Origin of the sequence: Blautia sp. DFI.9.10, from assembly GCF_024461705.1 — a bacterium.
GTDB classification, from domain to species: Bacteria; Bacillota; Clostridia; order Lachnospirales; family Lachnospiraceae; genus Blautia_A; species Blautia_A fusiformis.
Map to the genome: position 1 here is coordinate 1 of NZ_JANGAA010000030.1, position 21,938 is coordinate 21,938.

Here is a 21,938-nt window from a genome sequence, read left to right on the forward strand (position 1 = left end):
TCCTTGTTTTGGTTCAAGGTTACGAACGAGCACCGCGAGTTTCGCAATTACCTATCTAAGGTAAAGTTCCGGTGCCTGGATCTCCCGGATGCTGTAGCTGTAATTAATCGGAAGTTCCGCTTTATAAGAAGCTTTTCCATCGGCTCCGGTCGTTGCTTTTTCGATCAGGGTTCCTTTGGGAACAACGGTCTTACCATCAACTTTGATATCTTCTGCTGCATACAGCCCGTAGATGCCTCCGGAGAGCGGATTTTTTGTCTCTTCGTCCTGCTTTTCCACACGGACTGCAGCCTTCTGGCGTTCATTTAAAAATGTTGCACTGACAGTCTGCACTTCTACGGTCTGGCCTGCATACACAAGCTCAACAGTCTTAGACTCTCCTTTGCATACATAATTATCCGGAGCTTTCGTCTCGGTTACTGTGTAGGTGCCAAGATAGAGATCCTTTAACGTAACGCTTCCGTCATCTCCGGTAACCAGATTATCCTTGACAAGTGCACCTTTTTTATAGATGAGGGTGCCATCTGCCGCCTTGATATCTGCACCTGCATAAACACTGTAAACGGCTCCTTTCAATTTCCGTTTTTCGTAGGCAAAGGTCACACCATCTTCCGTGACGGTCGCTCCAGTAAGCACTTCTCCTTCTTTATAAATGGTGAGTGCACCTTTTTGCTCTTTATCCGTTAAGTTCTTGGAAGCGGTCTGCCCCACGACCAGTTTTACCCCATAGGCTTTCGTATCCAGCACATATCCGGATGGGCCTGAGATTTCACGAAGGTAAACGGTATCCTGTGTTTTGGTGATCTTTACTTCGGATTCCCCTTTTGCATTTGTTGCCGGCATTTTTTTGATAAGTTTCGTGCAGGCTTCATCTGCATAGATGCCGTAAACGGCACCTGCAAGGAGCGCGTTGCTTCCCTTATCTTTTTTGATGATCTTGACCGTTGCTTCATCCGGCCAGTCTACCTCCAGATTCAGCTCCAGTGTATCGGTATAATATCCAAAGCCGATATCCTGGCTGTTCGCCAGCTTTAAGAGCATGGCATGGAAATTAAGCGGATAGTTGGATGTGATCGCATATTTTCCTTTCAGGCTTCCAATATTCTGGGTGGTTGCTTCCAGATGGAATTTTTCACCGCCCTTTACGCTCACATTTCCGGTCCCGGTTTTTCCTGTCGTCTCATTTACAAGGGAGACCCCGTTTTCCAGATGGATCGTGATCACAAAAGCTGCGTTTGCCTTCCATGTGAAGGTCGGGCTCTGGTTTCCATTTGCAGAAGCACTGAGCCCAGGTGTCAGCTCCATGGTCGTTGGATCCGGCATCTTTGCAAGGGCTGCCTTGATCTCTTTTAACATGTTTTTGGCAGTTGTCGAAAGGGATCCTCCAAATCCGGATTCCCCGTCATATAAATAATCGACCAGATAATGCTGCATTGCACGGGTCTCGGAGGAACAGCCGTATTTTTCCATGATGGATTTGATATTATAGCCGTTGAATGTGCCGCCCCATCCGGGACCGCCATATCCGTAAAACATGGCCTTCCTTAAATAACGGTCATCGCCGCCCTCATCCAGTTCGACCATATTTTTATAAGTCGTTCCACTTGGCGGGGACTGTTTACTGTGCTGCATGCAGTATGCATAGACGGTATAAGTCTTTCCGCCTGCTTTGTAACGGATATACTTATAGGAATCATTTCCGCCCTGTCCCATAACAGAATCAAAAGGATGCAGTTTTCCATCTGAATAATAGTAATAGGTATTAGCTTCAATGTCTGTTGAATCATCCCACAAGTCTCCATCGGAAGCTGCCATGGTACTAATACCGCCCTCAGCCTGGTCATATACCACACTTAATGCAACATCATCTTCCGGCATCTCAAAGCTGAAGGAATTTGTTCCCTCATCGTAGCTTACTTCTGCATACAGAAGATCTTCGGTATTCTCTGTCTGGTTTGCTTCGACAAGACTTGTTCCCACTGCGATCAGGCTTCCCTGCGGGATATCACCGGAAAAGTTGACCGTCTCCCCCGTCTGGTAACGTCCGTCCTCGTGGTCCAGTTCAATATTGAATTCATTTCCCTGTACGATGTCAACCTGATGGCTTCCATCCTCTGGTTCCTCATCGGAAAATTCTTCTGCTTCCTCTTCTTCTGGCTCCTCCGTTTCTTCCGGCTCTTCCAGGGTTTCCGGGGCATCTTCCGGGCTTATGGTCGGGAGGACGGGGTCTGCCTCCGGTTCGTCATCGCCGCTTTCCTGTTCCTGACCGCCATTGGATCCGTCTGTTTCTGCTTCCCTTGGTGTCACCGTAATGTTTCTGGCAACCAGATAGGCTTCCCCGGATGCGGGTGTAACAAGATATACGCATTTATAGGTTCCCGCATGGTTATAATCAAATACAGTCCCGTCTTCCATTGCTGCTTTTTTCAGTTCCACATGGTCTCCTTCAGAGAGTTTCAGTCCTGTAAAATCATTCTGGATATCAAAGGCTTCCCCTTCGGTAACCATAAGCGCAAGTTCCGGATCAGCAACGGTTTCCTCGATCAGTTCTTCCTCGCTTTTCTCCGTCTGCGTTTCTGTCTGTGTTTCTGTCTGTACCTCGATCTGCGTCTCGCTCTGTGCGGAAACGCCTCCCACCTCAGCGGCGGATACTGCAGAAGCTCCCGTCTGCAAGAGCGTAGTGCAGCACAGAGCAAAAGCCATCGCACCCGCCATCCATCTTTTCTTCCAGTTTTTTTCCAAGTGCACGTTCTCCTTTCATGATTGCTTTTTTCCCGGCAGTTTTCTTTTGGTCCGTCTCTTATCTGCATCGCTTTCTCCTTTCTTCCGGCTTTTTCAGCCAGATAAAAAGGAAACTGAAAAAAATTCCAGTTTCCCTTTTATCTGACCAAACATTTTATGCCGTCTTCCTGTGTTCTTTTTCCTCTTTTTGAAGGATCCAGTCATCCACGCCTTTGTAGTGTTCCATCCAGGTACCGGATGCATCGGTATCCCAGGTAACTCTTTTGCAGGACACATTCAGTTCCTCACAGATCTCATATAGTTTTATACAGCCTTTTCGGATCATGTCCCGCTTTCTGCGCTTTTTGGGGCATTCTCCATGATACAGATAAATTCCATGTTCACATTGCCGGCACGCACTTTTTTCATCGTGCTTACAGGACAATTCCATCATTTTATCCATGTCGTAACATTCGTAAACTCTTTTTAACCCCTGCTCTTTCAGTTTTCGCAAGACAGTTTCCAGTCCTTTATGATTGGAAACTCCAGGGACTCCGATATAAGGATTTCCTGTACACATCCATGCGATCTCTGCCTTTAAGATCCCTTCCGTTACGTAAACCGTGCCATCCTTTATTTTCCCAAACATTCCTGCCGGGCTGCCGCTTGATGTGCCTCTTTCTAAGCCGCTGCTGGTAAACCAGAGGTACTTCCGTTCTTTTAAAGGAACATCCAGCCGGATCTGGAATCCTATGATCCGTTCCTTCCCATCCCGGACTGGGCAAAGATACCCGTTATTCTTCCTATAAAAAGCAGCTTCCCAGTCACCATCCCGATTGATGAAAAATCCAGGAACCCCATCCAGGCGAAATCCCTTTTTTAAGAGCTTTCTGGCAATGGTCACGGAATTCTCATCATCCGTACTTAAAAAACCTCGTTCTTCCATCTGTCTGACCTCATTTAACGTCAGCCCACGCAGGAGAAGGTTCCTCCGGTGTGTTTCCTTAAGCTTAAGAAAAGTGAGCATTTCCTTATATACATGATCCCGGTAATCCAATTCCTCTTCCGTAAGGGAAATGCGTTTCTTTTTAGAAACGATAGAAGCGAAACCATTTCGTGTCGTGGACTGCTGTCTTTCATCCGTTCCAGGAAAAGAAAGTGCCTGACTTATCTCCCGGTAGGCTTCTTTATACCGGTTCCTTCCATAAATGCCGGATAGTTCCGCATACAGTGTCAGCATGTTCCCGGCCGCCCCGCAGTGATAGCAATGGTAAACATTTTTCAGTTCTCCATTTTTGCGGATGCAAAAACTGCATTTTCCTCTTAAATCCCCGCAAAAGGGACATTCCACCGGAAATTCGTCCTGGTAAGAAGCACTCAGTCTTCGGATTGACAAAAGATCTGCTACTTCTGCGATCGTAAACGATTCTCTGGCATACATGCCTTCCTCCTTTTCATAAAAGATGGCCCCGTTCCCGGAGCCACCTCAAACTATTTCTCTGTTTTCAGGCTGCTTTTTGCATTTCCTTTTCATGATCCAAAAGAATCTTCGCAGCTTTCTGTATTTCCTGATTCTGGCCTTTGTAACGCTGTACCAGCCATTTGATTGTCTGGTAACCTCTGGCATCCTGCATCATTTCCCCAAGAGGGGTTCCGGCATAGACAACAAAATTACAGATAACCTTTTCTGCCCATTTCACTTCATCCTCTGCATCCTCTTCGTGAGCCATATCCTCCAACACTTCCTCTGCAGTCTCTTCTGGTGTTTCTTCCTCTTCTTCTGCATCAAAAGAAATCTCATCATCTTCATCAAATGGAACTTCATCCGTTTCTTCTACTGCACGGAAACCGTCTGCATCCGTCTCGGCAGTAATTTCTTCATCTACGGAGATTTCCTCGGTCTGAACCGGATCTTCCGCTTTGGTTTCTTCATCGGAAAATTCTTCCAGTCCGCTTTCACTTTCTTCCATTCCAAAAGTCATCTGTCCAGGAAGGTTTTCTTCTGTATCCGTCACTGCATATTCCACTTTTACAGTACCTTCTGATATGGCATTTCCATCATGCAGTTTTTTACGATCCGTTTTCTTTTCCCTGACCGGTTCCGTTTGCTCCTGCTTTGCTGCGGCTTCTTTTCTTTCTGCCTTTTCCTGTTTCTTTTTCGGTTTTTCCGGTTTTACGGAAGCTTCCTGCTTCGGCATTTCTTCTTTTTCCGTCCCACGCATGTCCGGATCGTCTATTCCAGATGCCTGCATGATGTTGAATTTATTCAAGAAATAATACTTCAGGCCATACGTCCATGCCGCACCTTTTGCTTTATCCGGTGCTTCATTGGTTCCAATGACATGCAAAAAGCTCCGTACCTTGTCTCCCGGACGGTCTGCATTGGTCCAGCACAGCTCCAGGTCAGCCTCATATCTCCAGAGTGCTCCCATTTCCTTTAAAAACACGGAATTGCCCTGTTCGTCCACCTGTGTCGGTCTTTCACTTAAGATGTCAAAATCGACCCCATATTTATTAAGGGCCGGTGTCAGGCATTCATAAATATCATCCAGTTTTACAAAATCATAAGTAACGTCCTCACTGTACCGTTTGCGGATCAGCTTCGGCACTTTCTTCCGGATCCTGATCATCTTCTGGTTCAGATTCATGTAATTGTATTTACCCATATTATTCGTTTCCTCCTGATTTTTTCATTTTTTATACTAAGCAGAACGCGGAAGGCTTACCTCCGGCCCTGTCCCAGTCTTTTTTAACATTTCTTCCATTTCCTCCCGGATACATCCGATACAGATCTTCTTTTTTGAAATCTCCGGAAGTTTTTCAAGGAGCCACTTCTGGGCGAAAAGCTCTGCTGCCCGCTGCGGGTTGCTTAAATATTCCAGAAACATCCGGTCAGAAAATTCCCACTTCATATCCGCAAAATGAAACTGCGGCTGATAGATCAGATCCTCCGGCCGCTTTCCTTTTTTAATAAAACGGTCTGCATTTAGCTGGATATAAACCCTGCTAATCTCCGGGATCATCTGTGCAGCTGCATACCCGCCTTTTAACAAAAGTTCATCCCATTGTTCCCGGATAAGTTTCTTTCCAATGCGGCTTATCTGTGTTTCCAGTTTCGGGATCAGATCCTCACGCACAGGAAAACCAAAATCATCCGGTATCCCGATCGGCTTCAGAAAAAGATCTTCTGCTTCATAAAGGGAATACTCCGGCATGTGGATCACGGCACACCAGTTCCGGTCTGTTTTTCTGTTTTCCTTTAAACAGTCAAAGAAAAAGAAACAGTTTCCATATCTTGCCTTTATAAACATCTGTCCGGAAAATTCTTTTACTTCACAATCCGGCGATTTCAGCCATGCGATCAGTTTTTCTGCCTCCCTGCTCTCTTTTAACCAGTCCGGAAGTTTTCTATCCATCACATACCTCCGTAATTTAGATATATGGCAGGGAATACCTGGAATACACCATTTTTGCCCGTTTTAAAAATGCAGAGCCTTTTTCTGCTTTTGTAAACCATTCCACAAAAAAACGTGTCAGGTTCTGCTGCAGTGTCCGGTGGGTATCAAGGGCATAATCCACAAATTCCCCATATCCGTCCATACTTCCTGCAAGCAGGTAGCAGGTAAACATTTTTGCCATCTGCTCTTCATCAGAAGGATTGATCTCCATTTCCTCTGCACCTTCATACACCAGGCGCACCCTTTCTGGCTGTTCCTTTACATGCAGACACAGATCATCGGCCATCAGTTTCGATGCTTCGTTTCGAAGATCGTAATATCTGACCTCTGAAAGACCTTTTAGCCAGGCAAACCCAAGATAAGTGTAATTGTCTTTTATTTCCTGCTGCTCTTTTGCCATGGACTCCATAAATTTTTTGTGTCCGGTGGGATGGCAGTTCAAGTATTCATCTACCAGCAGCCTTGCCACATCTTTTCCATTCGTAACCTTCATGTTTTCCTCCCATCAAAAAAAGACAGTCCATGCTGTCTCCATTCTTTTAAATCCTGTTAGTATTTTACAGTGCCAGGAATATCATATTCATGCCAGCGTTTTGACACACAGCCGGCAATTTTTTCTTCCAGAGCTAAAAGTCCTCTCTCATTCGTCTTTTCCTGCCTTGCAATGGTAATGGATTCACAGATCCCGCAGTAGATCTCGTATGCGCTGCATGGCTCATTCCCGGTAGTAGCCTTAAACTGCTCCACGGTTTCTGCAAGCAGTTTTTTTTCAAATCCCGCCTGCTTCATGATCCCAGCCATGGCATTTGCCGGATGCTCGATCCAGATATCACACAGCCGCATGACCCCTTTTAAGACTTCCCGGTAGTAATCAAAGATCGACTCTATGTTTTCCGTGAAATCTTCCATTCCTTTACAGTTTTTGTGCGTAACCTTCAGGGCATTGCCAAGGATCACATTTCTTGTCGGCTCCTGCAGGGAATAAAAAATATTCGCTCCGGACACACCAACGTCTGACGTAGTGATCCGTACAACTGCTTTTATGTCCTTATCGGTCTTTCTTCCATAATTCTGCATCAGTTCCTTATAAACATCTGTAAGTTTCGTATCTTCCAGCTGCCAGGACGCCGTAACAGAATAATGATCTGCATAGCCGTTTAAAAACGTTGCCTTCTCATAGTCCCCATGGATATATGCCGAGGTAACCATGTACATATCCGGCATGGATATGATGGCATAATCTTTTTCATCACCAGACAGGACTGCCCTTATTTTTCCTTCACAGAAACGGATCAGTGCTCTTCCTCTTGCAACCTTCAGGCATTTATTCAAGATCTCTGCCAGTGTTTTCTTATCGACATCTGCCAGGGCTTTTCCATCAATCCTGGCCCGTCCTTTCAACGATTTGATTGCTGAATTTCCTATATAACAGATCCTCTCGGGCAGGATAAGAACCAGCCTGGAATGAGATAAAGTATCTTTTTCCAGTGCTTCCAGGGAAATGCCCGGAACCTCTGTGCAGGTTTCCTCTCCTGCAGCTGCCACCTTTAATTTCTTACTGGTGATCCGGATCCATTCTGCCCGGCTGTCTATCTCTTCCAGATACTCGCACAGTTCCTTTTCTGTCCGGAACTCCTTATAAAAGTCATCTTTATAATACATAATGTCCGCCTTTCCACGCTAGCTGAAAATCCGGACTTCAACAGCCTGTATCTTTCCATCTTCGATGCAAAATACATAGCCGTCTTCTGCCATCTCCATAAGCATTCCAATTTCCAGTGCATTTGCGTTTTCCCATTTAATTGTCTCCATAATCGACCCTCCTGATTTTACAATGTGTTTTCTTTTTTTGATGTTCTTAAGGTATTTCTTTTTGCAGTTTCCTTAACTGCCAGTTTCATTCGTGCTCCTCCTTTCTGCTTTTTATGCAATAAAAAAAGACACAAAAAGAATCTTCTTTCCTTCTTGCATCTTCCTTATATTTTGCATATCCATTTTTTTCTCATTAAGGGCAAAGCTGCCCCAAAGTGTTTCTTCCGGAATGTCCGGAACTAAAGAATAACCACAGTCTTTTATAGACTGTTAAATTATTTTTCATTTAAAGACTACCACAACATTTTGTGGTTGTCAATTGATTTTAACTATATATTGTGTTATTGTGTGAGTTATCTTTATTATTCTGCTACATGTTGTGACAGGCGGCATGATACCGCCTGTCTGTTTCATCCGTCTGCATAAGTGCATGTATCTGAGGGGAATAGGTAATCTGTACATGCACTATGAAAACGTCTTACTCAGCGTTTGGATCCGCCGGGGAAATATTTTTGGCAAGGCTTCGCCCATTGGCATCCGTCCCTGCTTCAAAAAGGACCGGCTGGCCACCGCTTAATTTCCGGTATCCATCCATCTGGATCTCCGAAAAGTGGGCGAAATAATCAATCCCGTCTTCACCGGTGATAAAGCCGTATCCTTTCTGTGCGCTGAACCATTTCACGGTTCCCTGTAGTGTTTCTGACATATCCTTCTCTCCTTTGCTGTATTTCCCGCAATAGTCTTTTGCGGAAACAGGGCAGCATGGAATCGAACCATGCCTGGTGCTCCCCTCCCTGCTATAAAAGGAATCTCTTCCTCTTATATTTCTTCGTTTCCCAAAAAAGTACCGTTATTGAGTGCTGCATCCACCCGGCGGATTCCTACCAGCTTCTTTTCATTTATGCCAAAATAAAACCGGTAACGTTTTCCCTCCAAAACTTTTACGTTTTTATCCAGCAAAAGTTCACTCTGCCGTCCGGCCGGATCACTTACCCGGATCTTCCGTAATCTTGCAAAGGGATTTTTCCCGTCTATCCCGGTTACCAGCCCTTCCACGATTTCATAGGTCTTTTTATCAGCGGTGCGGAAAATAAGATATGTTCTTATAAATCCGATAATCCCAAGCAGGAAAGACCAGAAAATAAAAGTTTTATCTTTCATCCATGTTCCCATAAATAATCCGAAAAGCAGGATAAAAAGAGACAGGATACCATATCGCTGGATCCTGTCCTTAAAAAAATCCGGTATATTCTGATAACGTGTGCCAAAATCTTCCAAGCATTTATACAGCCTGTGCCAATACGGATGTTCCGTTTGCTTCAAGACAGTCCTCCCTTCTTATGTTGTCGATCACAAGCTGTTTCTTATAGTAAAGCTGCGCTACGCGGCTTATAAATTCCCGTTGTATCTGTTCCTGGAGGGAATCTTCCAAATGGGACTCCCTGCTTTTTGCCTTTTCTTTTAAGCATTTCAGATGATAGGAAACATCCCCTTCTCTTTGAAGATAGGAAAGTAGCTGGTATTCCTCTTCTGTAAGCAGCGGCTTTTTAAAAGCCCTCAGTGAAAACTTCAGTCCTTTTCCCATGGAAAGGGCTTCCATAAAATGCTTCATGCGTTCTGTCCGTGAAAAGGCCATGGGAGCCATGACTGACCGGCTGATAATACTGTATACAGCTTCCTCTCTGGTACATCCTTCTGTCAGAACAACCAGGCCCCGCTTTACCAGACGGTTCAGGCAAAACTGAAAATCCTCTTTGTCCGCCCATTCCTGTGCCTGTTTTTCTCCAAGGCTAAATACAAGAAGACGATGCATCTGGGAATGGACCTTATCCTCTTCACAGAAAGACCAGGTGAGCGCAGCCCACAAAATAGTTTCCATTTCTGTAAGTACTTTTTCTTCCCCATCTACCCAGACGCAAAACCTTCCATCTGCATCATCTTTTTTCATTCCGATTGCTGTATACCATCTCATGACATTTCCTCCTTGTCATTTTCACTCTTTTTAGTCTCTGCTTCTGATCTGCTTTCTTCCATATAGCTTGTTATCAATACATCATCATTTCCAGGAGTTTTGGAAGTGCATACCCCAAAAGCATGCCTGCTGCCGTACAGATTCCGATATTCGGCCGCCGCAGTTTCCATACTTCCTGGGTTTTGGTCCCGATAATCCTTGTTCTTCCCGGAACGATCCACCTGAGTTTCCGATAAAACTCCATGAATCCCTGATTGTCAAAGCCAAAGGATCGTACACAGAAAACATCCCGTTCCTGTTCTTCCTCATCCAAAAGGAAAAAGCTTTTCTGTTCTTTCCCTTCTTTTCGGATCACGATATAAAATTCCGGAACTCCCCGCCTGGTTCCTTCTACGATCTTGTCCATCTCATCGTAAAAGATCCTGCAGGACTCATATTTTCCGTTCTTTTCCGGCTGGCAGACTGCCAGGCTGTCCTCTTCAAGTGCCATATAACAGTTTTCTGCCTCCATGATCCTCCGGCTGATTTTTATGGCCTGACGAAGAAGCAGGATTATCGCAAGCGCCAGTGCAGTACACAAATATACAAGATCCCAGCATCTTTTCTGGTATATGAAAAAGTATGCGCTGATTCCCTCTGCCACACTGCATATTGCTGTCATAATAAAATACTGTTCTTTAAGGTCCATCAGATGATATACATCATCTTCTGTCGCCTGTAGTCTCAAGGGCATCCATCCTTTCCGTCATGCCACGCTTATTTTATCCGGGGATTTCTTTTTTTCCTCTCGGCTTTTTATATAGTCTGTACATTCCCGGATGGTCTGTTCACACAGGTAATAAGAAAATTTCCCGATATGTGTGTCCTTTTCCCGGAGATTCAAACGGTTCTGAAGCCAGATATATGTGCTGTGTTTGGTCATATAACCATTTTTCCAGATTGCATCCAAAGCTCTGTGTGCTTCGATCCGCTTATTACGCAGATTGCTGTCAGCCATGGTTCCCATGGGACGCATACTTTTTTTGTGTGCCCCAATGTATGAATCACAGGAAGGATAGCCGCTGCATACATACAGGTATTTCTCCGGATCCAGGTTGTTATCCCCATAGACATAAGCCGCAGGCCTAAGTACCCCGGGTCTTTTGCAATACGGACAGTACAAGGTTTCCCGCATCTGTTTTTTCTTCTTTTTTGCCATCTGACGTCACCCCTTTCCATCTTTTTCTCCGATATTAAAGAAATCCCTTTTTCTGTGTCAACAGAATTCTTTGAAAATCATAAAAATATTTTCAGGAAGCTCTTTTGATAAGCCTTGTGATAATGCCTTCTGCCACTTCATAGTTGTCGTTGATGCGGGTCACCACAAATCCGATCTTATCTTTCTTTCCCGGAAGTGCGGACATATTGCAGGAATGTGCCACGGCATTGACTCCGATATCAAGGCGGATAAAATAGGTTCCCTTATAGACTTCCGTAATGATCCCTGTATATTTTCCCTGTTTATGGCATTTCCGGAGATTATCTTTATTGATATTGGCTGTCGGACTCTTTGCATCCACATCTATAATGATCTGGTCAACAGAGCTTGCTTCCACCTTATTGACCATGACCAGCACCAGATCGCCTACCTGGAATTTTTCTCCGGCATCTACCATCCACTCCCAGGCCATGTCTCTGGCCCGGACAGATACTTCTACACCAAAGACTTCCAGGCGGACTGCTTTGGGAGCTACTGCGATCACCCTTGCTTCTACGATCCTGCCTTCATAGAGCATTGGTTTTTCTGTATCTTCTCCGATATAAAAAGTCTGTCTCTTTTTAAGCATTGCATCTTTTCTGGATGCTACAACACTCCGGCTCTTGTTATCCAGATCTTTGATGATGAAATCAATGTCACAGCCGAGCATGTTGTTAGCAATACGGACCTGACGGTTTAAGGTATCCGCATTTTCACGCCCGTCTCCCTGAAGATTGATCATCATTTCATTCATTGGGATAATGATCCGGAAACCATTAAAGTATGTAACAGCGACCATCCACCCGCTCTCCAGTTTTTCAATGCCCCCGAGCTGGCCCGTCAGGATCTTTCTGGTACGATGTGCATTCAAAAGCTGATGCCATCTGGCTTCTTCCTGTTCCTCCATGCTTTCAACCTGTGCGTCTACATCAATTGTCAAAACACCATCGTAGACCGCACGCGGAACATCTTTTTCCCCATTTCCCGCCAAAACTGTTTTTTTGGTATCCTCCATATACTTCCTCCTGTTCTTATTTATTTTTGTCTTCTCTGCTCCATCCAGAAAACTCCTCCGGTACTCAGGAAAGACAAAAGAAGACACAAAAAAAGCAGCCCGTTTAAAGCTGCTTTCTTCATGCCTTCTTTTTACAGATACCATTCTATAATACATGGAATTCTATGTCAATATTACCTCGATTGCAATAGTGTCGCATATTAGTTCCTTTTATGAAGCCTGTACGACAGAAGGATTTAGTAACACTAAGAACTGCCAGATTCCTGTGTCCTTATAGAAAATTCCATCTCATATGTAATTGTTTCATTATATAGTGTTTATTTCTTCCTCTTAATCGTCCCCAATAAGACAACCGACCTTCTTGTACATTTTTAAACTATAGATATTACGGAACAGTTGCAGTAGATATATATTTTTTCAAATAGCTGAAGGATAATACCTGATTATCTGTTATTTATATACATAATACATATTGAATTTTAGTAAAACTAGAGGATACATAAAAATGCCATTAACCAAAGAACAATTTCTTAAACAATTAAATTCTGATTGTTATTTCTCCACATACTCTTCTGCCATATGTACTGCCATAGCACCATCTGCCACTGCTGTTACTATCTGACGAAGTAACTTTGTTCTGACATCTCCTACAGCATAAACACCCGGAATACTCGTTTCAGTGTTTTCACCTGCCACAATATATCCTTTATTATCCAGTTCTATCTGATTACCTAAAAAATCTGTTGTCGGTTTTCTTCCTATACTCACAAACAGGCCGTCACATTCTATAATGTTTTCTTCTCCTGTAACTGTATCTTTCAACCGCACACCAGTCAATCGTTCTCCATAAATCAGTTCATTTACTGTATTGTTCCATCGAAACTCTATATTTTCAGTTTTCATCAGCTGGTCATGGTAGATTTTCGTTGCACGTAATGTATCTCTTCGATGAACAATGATGACTTTCTTAGCAATTCGACTTAAAAGAACAGCATCTGATACAGCAGAATTTCCACCACCAACAACCACCACGATCTTATCTTTATAAAACATACCATCACAGGAGGCACAATAAGCAACCCCATGACCTATCAATTCTTTTTCTTTAGCAAGGCCAAGTTCTCTTGGATTTGCTCCAGTAGCAATCACTACTGTTTTCCCAATATAAATTCCCGAACTAGTTTCTACTCTCTTAAGCTTTCCTGTTAAATCCATATTATAAACTTCAGCATATTCACTTTTAGCGTCAAATTTTTCCGCCTGTTTTTGCATTTTCTCTGCCAATGAAAATCCGTCAATTCCATTTTCAAAACCAGGATAGTTATCAATCTGCCAGGTCAATGACATCTGACCACCTGCAGATAATTTTTCTATAACAATTGTATCAAGTCCTGCTCTGGCTGCGTATAATGCTGAAGTATACCCTCCAGGTCCTCCCCCTACGATAATCATATCGTAAACATGATTTTCATTCATACAGCAGTCCTCCTTTTATTTTTCCAATGCTTCATTAATAAAATTCTCTATCATTATTTTTGATTCAGGTGCAACAATAGAATCTATTGCCTTTCCATTTCGATATAAAACCAGCGTAGGAATCACCTCAATCTTTTCAGCTTCTGCAATCTGCGGTTCTTCATCAATATTTACTTTTCCAGCAACAAGAATATCGCTGTATTCTTCACTTATTTTTTCATAAGCTGCTCCAATTCTACGGCAATAACCACACCACGGTGCCCAGAAATCAACCAAAACCGGTTTTTCCTTATGAATTAATTGTCCAAACTTTTCTTTATTTATATTTATAGATGTCATATTTTTCAACTCCTTCTCCTATTTGAACTTAATATACCCCAAATAAGTGCTTGCTTCCGTGATGATATCACAGAAAAGTTGATTTACTTTATTACGCTTTTTTACTTCTATTTACAGCATATGTCAGTTATATAATTGACTCTTCTCAATAAATTAAGTATACTCTCATCTTTGACAGTTACAAAAAGATGGGAGTATTATACGTTCAATTCATTATTTTCGGCAAGTAAGAAATAATCAATATGAGAATCACATAACACAAAAGGATGTACTGCGGTAACTTCTACATTACCTTGGCACATCCTTTCGTACTATTATTTTTTGCTATTCTTCTTAATGGCAGCTGTGGCTTCCACATCCATGCTCACCACATGTATGTCCTTCCCCGTGGTTGTGCTCATGGTGAGAACATTTCACATCCGGATTATACTCAAGTGTTTCATTGATAAAAGCTTCTACTGCTTCATCTGCATCTCCGGAAACTCCTCCGAAAAGCTTGATGCCTGCTGCCGCTAACGCTGTCTGTGCGCCGCCTCCGATTCCGCCACAAATCAAAACATCTGCATTCAATGCATTAAGAACTCCTGCCAATGCGCCATGTCCGCTTCCATTCGTATCTACTATTTCTGAATGTACTACTTTTCCTTCCTCTACATCGTAAATCTTAAATGTCTCTGTGTGTCCAAAGTGCTGGAAAATCTGTCCATTTTCATATGTTACTGCTATTCTCATAATACCTTCTCCTTTTTCTGCTGCATATTTTTTGTAAATTTCCTGTTTGTAACATCCTCCAAAGCTGCAGTTGCCGCTCTGACCGTCACAGATTCTGAAATCCCCGCCCTCAATTCTGAGCGGATGTCCGTCAATAAGTGCATCTGCTATTTTCTTCCGGGCAATCTCGTAAATCCGCTGGACCGTCGTTCTTGCGATCTGCATAGATACTGCACACTGCTCCTGACTATAACCTTTCTTGTCCAAAAGACGGATTGTCTCGTACTCATCTACCGTCAGAACAATGGGTGTTTTTTTCTCCGTATCATCTGCCGGAAGAAATTCTAAAACATTGGGGAAATGGCAGACTTTTCTGCATTTTACTGGTCTCGGCATAAACTGCTCCTTTCTCGCTTTTCTTATATAATAGCCCTATAAAAGGCATATGTCAATAACGTTTTTGACATATGCCTTTTATGAATCACCTTATAGTATTACTTCTTTTCATTATTTTTTAATTTACAGATACCCTGCGTCATTGTTCCCATTGGACAAAATGTACACCAGGTTCGTGGCTTATATAACACCATTACAATCAACCCTAACAACAAAGATGTAAGCATCAAACTATAAAATCCAAAACTAAACTGTGCCACCCAATCAGCTACTGTTCCGGCAGTGTATGTCCATCCCCACGGAACACGGAAGGTCCAGAATAATTTGATGGCTTCACGTAAGGATGATGCTCCGGCACCAACTAAATATGTCTGAAATACCATATTCCCAAACATTGTAAGGAAAAATATCAAAAAGCCGTATCGGAACCATTTTGAACTCATCCATCGCGGGGTTGGTTTATTTCTTGAGCATTTTAAATCTCCACCAAGCTTACTAAAAAGCTGGCCACGTCCACACAAATGATTACAGAAAAATTTATTTCCACCGAATATTGCTATTCCTAACGGCAACAGGAAATCAATCATCCCAAACCAGGCGAACAAAATATTAAAAAAACCGAGTGTAAAATAAAGGATCGCCCATATCCATAAATAATCATACCAATGTTTCTTTTTCTTCACATCGCTGTCCTCTCTTTCATTTCAATACAACCTGCCGGACAGGACTTTGCACATTTTCCACATCCTACACACACTGTTTCTTCTATCACAGCATAACATCCATGGTAAACTTTGGCCGCTGCCAGCGGACAAGTATTTTCACATACTCCGCAGGCAACACATCTTTTTTTATCGACACTTGCCACTCTTTTTGCCAATGCTTTGTTCCCCTTTCAAATTTTGTATCTCTATTGTACCTGAAAAAGGTAAATCCTTCTGTGACATTATTACATAAGAATTTACCTTGAACGCTAATCATTACAATGACATATTTTTATTATACATTACCTTTATATTTATATATGATGTTTAGAATCTCCTCAGTTGTTCGAATAATTTCTTTTTGTTTTTCTTTCATTGTTATAGATTTGCTTTCTTCTTCAGCTAACGAAGAGTAAAGGTGAATGGTATTAGCATGATTCCATATCTCATCGCAAATTTTCTCGATTTCATCAGAACTCCGAAATGCCTGGTCTGTTTGCATTTGCAAGTGTTCTCGTTGCTCTTCCAGATGATTCATCCGTTCTTGTAACTGATCCCTTTCTTTCTGCAATCGATCATGTTGTGCTTGCAGTTGATCTATTTGTATTTTAATTTCACTCATCTTTTCTTTCTGTCTCCGCATAAGCATCATCAAATATACAACTACAAATACAAATAATAGTATTATGTACAGCATAAACTTCTCCTCACGACACATATATTTCGACGGTTTTCCGCAAATCAACTATTGATAATGGCATAGAAAGAACAGTTAGTTTTCCTGAATTCTTTTTAATCTCAACAGCATCAGGATTGCCTGTGATTAAAATTACAGGTGTTGTCCTGTCCGCACGCCATGGCTGATTCGGTTGGCTCGTCATATCTTCGGTAACAATCCAAAGATCCGGCTTATGTCTGCCTAATTTTGTTTTAGCACTTTCCGGTGTATAAAACAGCATGATCTGATCTGAAATAAACTGCAATGTTTCTTTTAATCCTTTTGCATAACGTTCACTGCCACAGACTAGTGCAATAATAGAAGCAGCTTTCTTTTTTTGTGTTACCTGAACAAAATCCAAAACTGGTGTATTATAGAGACTAAAGTCTTTTTCCAAATGAACTTTATCATAATAACTCTTTGCTGCCTTGCACATCCTCAGACAAAACTGTTCTATGTCTATATGAACATCGTTTCCGTTCTCCTGTATGTTCATACTGTCCAACTGACAAACTGACATTCCACAGTTTAGTCCAAGATGAAAGCGTATATTATTTTCATCATTCAAAAATCCTTTATTTTGATGAAGATATTCACATCGAAGCTGCCAACAGCGTTCTCCGCAAATATATGGCTTTTCACCAGATTGAGATAGTTTAAAGTAGTCCCCTGCATATTCATCAAACCAGCGAATATACTGGGTTCCCACATCACGGGTCGGATTCTTTTGCCGATCCAGCATAACCCGGCCATCTCGATAATGTTTAACAATTTCCGGGAAAGCAATACCTCCACAAATATCTGGCAAAGTCAATGCCAATGCCAGTGCAGACTGCCATCGTCCATCTACAATATTCAGTTCTACTTCTTCAATTCGGTCCAAAAATGTAAAACTGACATCTCCCTGCATTATTTATCCCTCCCTCATATTTACAACCGTCATGTACTATAGTCAGTATATTTTTATTTATGGCATATGTCAATTATTTAATTGACGCATCTTAAAAAAGCAAGTATACTATGTTCGTAAAGGAGATGACTGCTATGAGCTTCGAAAATTATTTTCCACTATGGAATGACTTAAATACAGCACAGAAAAAACTAATTTCAGACAATTTAATCACACGGGATGTAAAAAAAGGAACGATCATTCACAATGGAAACCTGGACTGTACTGGATTATTACTGGTTAAATCCGGGCAGCTTCGAACTTACATACTTTCAGATGAAGGACGGGAGATTACACTTTACCGTCTGTTCGATATGGATATGTGTCTTTTATCCGCCTCATGTATCATGCGGTCTATTCAATTTGAAGTAACCATTGAAGCAGAAAAAGATACGGATCTTTGGATCATCCCTGCTGAAATCTATAAGGGCATCATGAAAGAATCTGCTCCTGTCGCAAACTATACCAATGAGTTAATGGCTACCCGTTTTTCTGATGTCATGTGGCTGATTGAACAGATTATGTGGAAGAGTTTGGATAAGCGTGTTGCTTCATTTCTTTTAGAAGAAACATCCATTGAAGGAACAAATGAACTGAAAATCACTCACGAAACTATCGCAAACCATCTTGGTTCCCACAGGGAAGTTATCACTCGAATGCTTCGATACTTTCAAGGCGAAGGACTCGTCAGACTCTCTCGCGGCAAAATAGCAATCCTTGATTCGAAAAGACTGGAAACACTACAAAGATCATAAAACGTTTTTTTCTCTAAAGAATCCTCCATTTATCAGAATTATGAAAGTCATTCTAATAAATGGGGGATCTTTTTATACTACAATCAAACTATAAAAATATTTTATTTATTTCTAATAATCCATACCACATGCATATGATCTTTCAATCAGTGCATGGTCATTAGCCACTGCATCATAAAAGCGGAATCCACCTGAAAAGTTGTATGTTTCATATCCATTTCCTTCCAAAATACGGCTTGCAATATAACTGCGTAGCCCACTCTGGCATATCAGGTAAACGGGCTTTCCCTTCTCAATTTCATTGATACGTTCCCTTAGTTCATCTACAGGAATGTTTTTGAATCCATCCATATGCCCCCTGTTAAATTCACCTACAGTTCTCACATCCAGCAACACAACACTTTTATCTCTAGAAATCTTATCCATATCTTCCAGATGCCATTGTTTTAAGGTACCTTTTGCTATATTGTCTATCATGAATCCTGCCATATTTACAGGATCCTTGGCAGAGGAATAAGGCGGTGCATATGCGAGATCCAAATCCTTCAGCTGGGTTGCCTTCAGCCCTGCATGAATTGCTGTTGCCAGCACATCAATACGTTTATCAACTCCTTCATATCCAATAATCTGAGCACCAAGCAAACGATAGGTCTCTTTTTCAAAAACCACCTTCATGGTCATCACTTTTCCACCAGGATAGTAACCGGCATGACTCATAGGAGAAAGAATTACTGTATCTACCTCTAATCCTGACTTTTTGGCATTGGTTTCATTGATACCTGTAGTGGCTGCTGTCATATCAAACACTTTTATAACGGAGCTTCCCTGACTGCCCAGGTAACGACTATCACCGCCACAAATATTATCAGCGATGATTCTGCCCTGTTTATTGGCTGGTCCTGCCAAAGAAATCAGCGCATCATTACCCGTAACATAATGTTTTACCTGAACTGCATCACCTGCAGCATAAATATCCGGTACAGAGGTTTCCATTCTGTCATTCACTACAATACTTTCCTTGATGCCAAGTTCCAGACCGGCTTCTTTTGCTAATACTGTGTCTGGTGTGACTCCGATTGCCAGAACTACCATATCAGCCTGAAGGGATGGATTATCTTTCAACAGGACCTCCACTCCGGTGTCTTTTTCTTTAAATCCTTCTACTGTATAGCCCAGTACCAGTTTTATCCCATGTTTTCTCATTTCATTATGGATCATGGATGCCATATCCGGGTCAAAAGGGTTCATCAGCTGCTTAGGCCGCTGGACAATCGTAACATCCATGCCAAGCTCCCTCAAATTTTCTGCCAGTTCCAGACCAATAAAACCACCACCTGCCAATACAGCCGATTTTGGATGATTCTTATTTATATATTCCTTTATCCGAAAAGTGTCTTCTACAGTACGAAGTGTAAAAAGTTTATCAATACCTACTCCGGGAAGTCTCGGCTGTGTTGGCTTTGCACCTGGAGAGAGGATCAGCTTATCATATTTTTCTTCAAATATCTCACCATTCTCTAAATTTTTCACTGAAACCGTTTTACGTTCCGGATGTATGGAGATAACTTCATGATGAATTTTCATGTTAATACGGAAGCGTTTAAAAAAACTCTCTGGTGTCTGTAGTGTAAGTTCTTCCGGGTCTGTGATCACGTCTCCAATATAATATGGAAGTCCACAATTTGCATAGGATATGTATCCGGATCTTTCAAACACAGTAATTTCAGCATGTTCATTCAGTCTGCGTATTCTTGCTGCGGCTGTAGCTCCTCCGGCTACACCTCCTACAATTATTACCTTCATCTTATTTTTCCACCTTTCCTGAGTAAGCTACAATGCCACCGATATTATTTACTTTAGAATATCCCATTCGTTGCAGTATCCCAGTTGCCTGGCGGCTTCGTGAACCGGAATAACAGTATACAAACAGTGGGATATCCTTATTCTTCGCTACAGAAGCAATATTGTCAAGTTGCTGCAACGGCACATTTTTACTTTCTGGTATATGTCCTTCCTGATATTCCTGCGGTGTACGTACATCCAGCAGAACTGCATCATCAGTCCTTTTATATTCTTCTATGCCTTGATTAATATTCGACTGTTTAAAGAGATCAAAAAATCCCATTAGCACACCCCCCCCTAAAGCATTTCTAAAATCGCATTCTTAGGTCTCGCCCCTGAAACCTGCTGTACAATCTTCCCATTCTTCATAACCACTAAAGTTGGAATGCTCATAATACTGAACTTATTTGCCAGTTCAGGCTCTTCATCTACATTAATCTTTCCAACTTTAATATCTCTACGCTCACTTGCAATCTCCTCTACAATAGGTACTACCATACGGCAAGGCGCACACCAAGATGCCCAAAAATCTAAAAGAACGGGTTTATCGGAATTCAGTACTTCGTTCTGAAAATTATTTTTATTGATATTAATAGCAGACATTTTACAGTCCTCCTTATCTTTCTCTTTTTGTAGATTTATTATAGTCTTAATTTCATTTATTTTCCGTGATTACATCACCATACCTCATTAACTTAACTTCTTGCCATACCATCTACACTTAATATAACACCTGTAATGTAACTCGCCTCATCTGAAGCAAGAAACACAAACGCGTTGGCAATATCTTCTGGCTGTCCAAGACGACGCAATGGAATTCTTTCAATCATAGGTTCGATAACTTCCTTTGGCACGGCCTTCATCATATCAGTTTCTGTAATTCCAGGTGCAACAGCATTAACACGAATACCTTTAGGTCCTAGTTCTCTTGCTAATGATACAGTCAATCCGTTTACTGCAAACTTCGATGCCGGATAAGCAAACCCACTTGGCTGTCCCGAAATACTCACCATGGAAGAAGTTGAGAGAATGACCCCCTTGCCTCTTGCCACCATACATTCTGCTGCTACACGAGTAGTATTAAATACTCCTTTTACATTTAGATCCATGACTTTATCAAAAGTCTCCTCTGTATAATCCATAAATGAGGTGTTTTCTGAAATCCCTGCATTATTTACCAGTATGTCGACACATCCATATTTTTCAGTTGCCTCTTTAAAAGCCTTTCTGACAGACTCCATGCTTGCCAGATTTGGACTAATTCCAGCAACTATTGCATTGGGATATTTTTCTTTTAATTTATCTACAGCAACATCTGCCGATTCCTGTGAACTTGCTGCCAACACAACTGAAGCACCTTCCTTCAAGAATTTATCAGCTGTAGCAAATCCTATACCACGGCTTCCACCCGTAATGATTGCAACTTTATCTTTTAATCTCATTTAGACTACCTCCTTACTTAGTTTCTAACTACATTATAAGCAAAAGGTAGATTATTTTCTGTGATATCATCACAAAATATCGCAATAAAAAACCCTGTTGCTCACGCACCAGGGTTTTGGTTTATCCATCTGTATTTAACACAAGATTAGGCTTCTATTCAACTTCTGAAAACTGATCTTTTCCAACATTACATAATGGGCATTCAAAATCTTCTGGAACATCCTCCCACTTTGTTCCTGGTGCAATACCACCTTCAGGATAACCTTCCTCTTCATCATATTCCCATCCGCAAACGTCACATACATATTTCATTAGTTTATTCCTCCTTATAAATATATTAATACACAGCATATATTACTGTTGTATCTGAATTATTTTGTAATCTTAGCA

The 21,938-nt window shown here is 41.9% G+C and carries 26 protein-coding genes; 1 reads left to right on the forward strand and 25 read right to left on the reverse strand.

What is annotated here, in order from left to right:
• Positions 1 to 51: 51 nt before the first annotated feature.
• The 20 genes from NE671_RS14345 to NE671_RS14440 all read right to left on the reverse strand — a co-directional run bounded on the left by NE671_RS14345 (position 52) and on the right by NE671_RS14440 (position 17,469).
• Positions 52 to 2,742, reverse strand: a complete 2,691-nt coding sequence (locus tag NE671_RS14345; RefSeq protein ID WP_256164114.1) for a SpaA isopeptide-forming pilin-related protein — start codon at positions 2,740 to 2,742, stop codon at positions 52 to 54.
• 154 nt (positions 2,743 to 2,896) lie between these two features.
• Positions 2,897 to 4,162 (reverse strand): hypothetical protein, encoded by a 1,266-nt coding sequence (locus NE671_RS14350; protein WP_173740072.1) that lies wholly within the window; start codon positions 4,160 to 4,162, stop codon positions 2,897 to 2,899.
• Between the two features lie 64 nt (positions 4,163 to 4,226).
• Positions 4,227 to 5,387: an ERF family protein gene (locus NE671_RS14355; protein ID WP_173740073.1), complete on the reverse strand. Its 1,161-nt coding sequence runs from the start codon at positions 5,385 to 5,387 to the stop codon at positions 4,227 to 4,229.
• Positions 5,388 to 5,423: 36 nt separating this feature from the next.
• Positions 5,424 to 6,137 carry a hypothetical protein gene (locus NE671_RS14360; protein WP_173740074.1) on the reverse strand — a complete coding sequence of 238 codons (714 nt, stop codon included), beginning with the start codon at positions 6,135 to 6,137 and terminating at the stop codon, positions 5,424 to 5,426.
• A 16-nt stretch (positions 6,138 to 6,153) separates the two neighbouring features.
• Positions 6,154 to 6,672: a hypothetical protein gene (locus NE671_RS14365; protein WP_173740075.1), complete on the reverse strand. Its 519-nt coding sequence runs from the start codon at positions 6,670 to 6,672 to the stop codon at positions 6,154 to 6,156.
• Positions 6,673 to 6,728: 56 nt separating this feature from the next.
• Positions 6,729 to 7,841 carry a hypothetical protein gene (locus NE671_RS14370; protein ID WP_256164115.1) on the reverse strand — a complete coding sequence of 371 codons (1,113 nt, stop codon included), beginning with the start codon at positions 7,839 to 7,841 and terminating at the stop codon, positions 6,729 to 6,731.
• An 18-nt stretch (positions 7,842 to 7,859) separates the two neighbouring features.
• Positions 7,860 to 7,991 carry a hypothetical protein gene (locus NE671_RS14375; protein ID WP_005423021.1) on the reverse strand — a complete coding sequence of 44 codons (132 nt, stop codon included), beginning with the start codon at positions 7,989 to 7,991 and terminating at the stop codon, positions 7,860 to 7,862.
• 478 nt (positions 7,992 to 8,469) lie between these two features.
• Positions 8,470 to 8,697, reverse strand: a complete 228-nt coding sequence (locus tag NE671_RS14380; protein ID WP_005423033.1) for a cold-shock protein — start codon at positions 8,695 to 8,697, stop codon at positions 8,470 to 8,472.
• Positions 8,698 to 8,810: 113 nt separating this feature from the next.
• Complete coding sequence (locus NE671_RS14385) at positions 8,811 to 9,314, reverse strand: hypothetical protein (protein WP_173740076.1); 504 nt, start codon at positions 9,312 to 9,314, stop codon at positions 8,811 to 8,813.
• The gene (locus NE671_RS14390) at positions 9,274 to 9,963 is read right to left on the reverse strand and encodes a hypothetical protein (RefSeq protein WP_118235518.1); all 690 of its coding nucleotides are present in this window, start codon (positions 9,961 to 9,963) and stop codon (positions 9,274 to 9,276) included. The genes NE671_RS14385 and NE671_RS14390 overlap by 41 nt, the downstream gene beginning before the upstream one ends.
• Before the next feature lie 73 nt (positions 9,964 to 10,036).
• Positions 10,037 to 10,690 carry a hypothetical protein gene (locus tag NE671_RS14395; protein WP_256164116.1) on the reverse strand — a complete coding sequence of 218 codons (654 nt, stop codon included), beginning with the start codon at positions 10,688 to 10,690 and terminating at the stop codon, positions 10,037 to 10,039.
• 18 nt (positions 10,691 to 10,708) lie between these two features.
• Entirely contained in the window at positions 10,709 to 11,161 is a 453-nt protein-coding gene (locus NE671_RS14400; protein WP_055066318.1) for a zinc-finger-containing protein, read from the reverse strand.
• A gap of 91 nt (positions 11,162 to 11,252) precedes the next feature.
• The gene (locus NE671_RS14405) at positions 11,253 to 12,215 is read right to left on the reverse strand and encodes a S1 RNA-binding domain-containing protein (protein ID WP_243874499.1); all 963 of its coding nucleotides are present in this window, start codon (positions 12,213 to 12,215) and stop codon (positions 11,253 to 11,255) included.
• A 552-nt stretch (positions 12,216 to 12,767) separates the two neighbouring features.
• Positions 12,768 to 13,691, reverse strand: a complete 924-nt coding sequence (gene trxB / locus NE671_RS14410) for a thioredoxin-disulfide reductase (RefSeq protein ID WP_173746639.1) — start codon at positions 13,689 to 13,691, stop codon at positions 12,768 to 12,770.
• A 15-nt stretch (positions 13,692 to 13,706) separates the two neighbouring features.
• The gene (locus NE671_RS14415) at positions 13,707 to 14,030 is read right to left on the reverse strand and encodes a thioredoxin family protein (RefSeq protein ID WP_015524989.1); all 324 of its coding nucleotides are present in this window, start codon (positions 14,028 to 14,030) and stop codon (positions 13,707 to 13,709) included.
• A gap of 333 nt (positions 14,031 to 14,363) precedes the next feature.
• A complete protein-coding gene (locus NE671_RS14420; RefSeq protein WP_015524988.1) occupies positions 14,364 to 15,137 on the reverse strand; it encodes a NifB/NifX family molybdenum-iron cluster-binding protein in 774 nt (257 codons plus the stop codon).
• Positions 15,138 to 15,235: 98 nt separating this feature from the next.
• The gene (locus NE671_RS14425; RefSeq protein ID WP_092072183.1) at positions 15,236 to 15,820 is read right to left on the reverse strand and encodes a 4Fe-4S binding protein; all 585 of its coding nucleotides are present in this window, start codon (positions 15,818 to 15,820) and stop codon (positions 15,236 to 15,238) included.
• A complete protein-coding gene (locus NE671_RS16105) occupies positions 15,817 to 16,005 on the reverse strand; it encodes a 4Fe-4S binding protein (protein ID WP_334292421.1) in 189 nt (62 codons plus the stop codon). Before NE671_RS16105 ends, NE671_RS14425 begins: the two co-directional genes overlap by 4 nt.
• 131 nt (positions 16,006 to 16,136) lie before the next feature.
• Positions 16,137 to 16,463, reverse strand: a complete 327-nt coding sequence (locus NE671_RS14435) for a hypothetical protein (protein WP_226844668.1) — start codon at positions 16,461 to 16,463, stop codon at positions 16,137 to 16,139.
• 85 nt (positions 16,464 to 16,548) lie between these two features.
• Positions 16,549 to 17,469: a hypothetical protein gene (locus NE671_RS14440; RefSeq protein ID WP_015524986.1), complete on the reverse strand. Its 921-nt coding sequence runs from the start codon at positions 17,467 to 17,469 to the stop codon at positions 16,549 to 16,551.
• 134 nt (positions 17,470 to 17,603) lie between these two features.
• Here NE671_RS14440 and NE671_RS14445 point away from each other — a divergent pair, with 134 nt between their 5' ends.
• The gene (locus NE671_RS14445; RefSeq protein WP_226844672.1) at positions 17,604 to 18,263 is read left to right on the forward strand and encodes a Crp/Fnr family transcriptional regulator; all 660 of its coding nucleotides are present in this window, start codon (positions 17,604 to 17,606) and stop codon (positions 18,261 to 18,263) included.
• 111 nt (positions 18,264 to 18,374) lie between these two features.
• Here NE671_RS14445 and NE671_RS14450 read toward each other — a convergent pair whose 3' ends face one another.
• From NE671_RS14450 to NE671_RS14470, 5 genes are all read right to left on the reverse strand, one after another.
• Positions 18,375 to 20,066 (reverse strand): FAD-dependent oxidoreductase, encoded by a 1,692-nt coding sequence (locus tag NE671_RS14450; RefSeq protein ID WP_092072197.1) that lies wholly within the window; start codon positions 20,064 to 20,066, stop codon positions 18,375 to 18,377.
• A gap of 1 nt (position 20,067) precedes the next feature.
• Complete coding sequence (locus NE671_RS14455) at positions 20,068 to 20,388, reverse strand: rhodanese-like domain-containing protein (protein ID WP_015524982.1); 321 nt, start codon at positions 20,386 to 20,388, stop codon at positions 20,068 to 20,070.
• A gap of 14 nt (positions 20,389 to 20,402) precedes the next feature.
• The gene (trxA, locus tag NE671_RS14460) at positions 20,403 to 20,708 is read right to left on the reverse strand and encodes a thioredoxin (protein WP_005421612.1); all 306 of its coding nucleotides are present in this window, start codon (positions 20,706 to 20,708) and stop codon (positions 20,403 to 20,405) included.
• Between the two features lie 92 nt (positions 20,709 to 20,800).
• Entirely contained in the window at positions 20,801 to 21,547 is a 747-nt protein-coding gene (locus NE671_RS14465) for an SDR family NAD(P)-dependent oxidoreductase (RefSeq protein ID WP_005421611.1), read from the reverse strand.
• A gap of 154 nt (positions 21,548 to 21,701) precedes the next feature.
• Positions 21,702 to 21,860, reverse strand: coding sequence for a rubredoxin (locus NE671_RS14470; protein WP_005339874.1), 159 nt, complete (start codon positions 21,858 to 21,860; stop codon positions 21,702 to 21,704).
• Positions 21,861 to 21,938 lie beyond the last annotated feature (78 nt).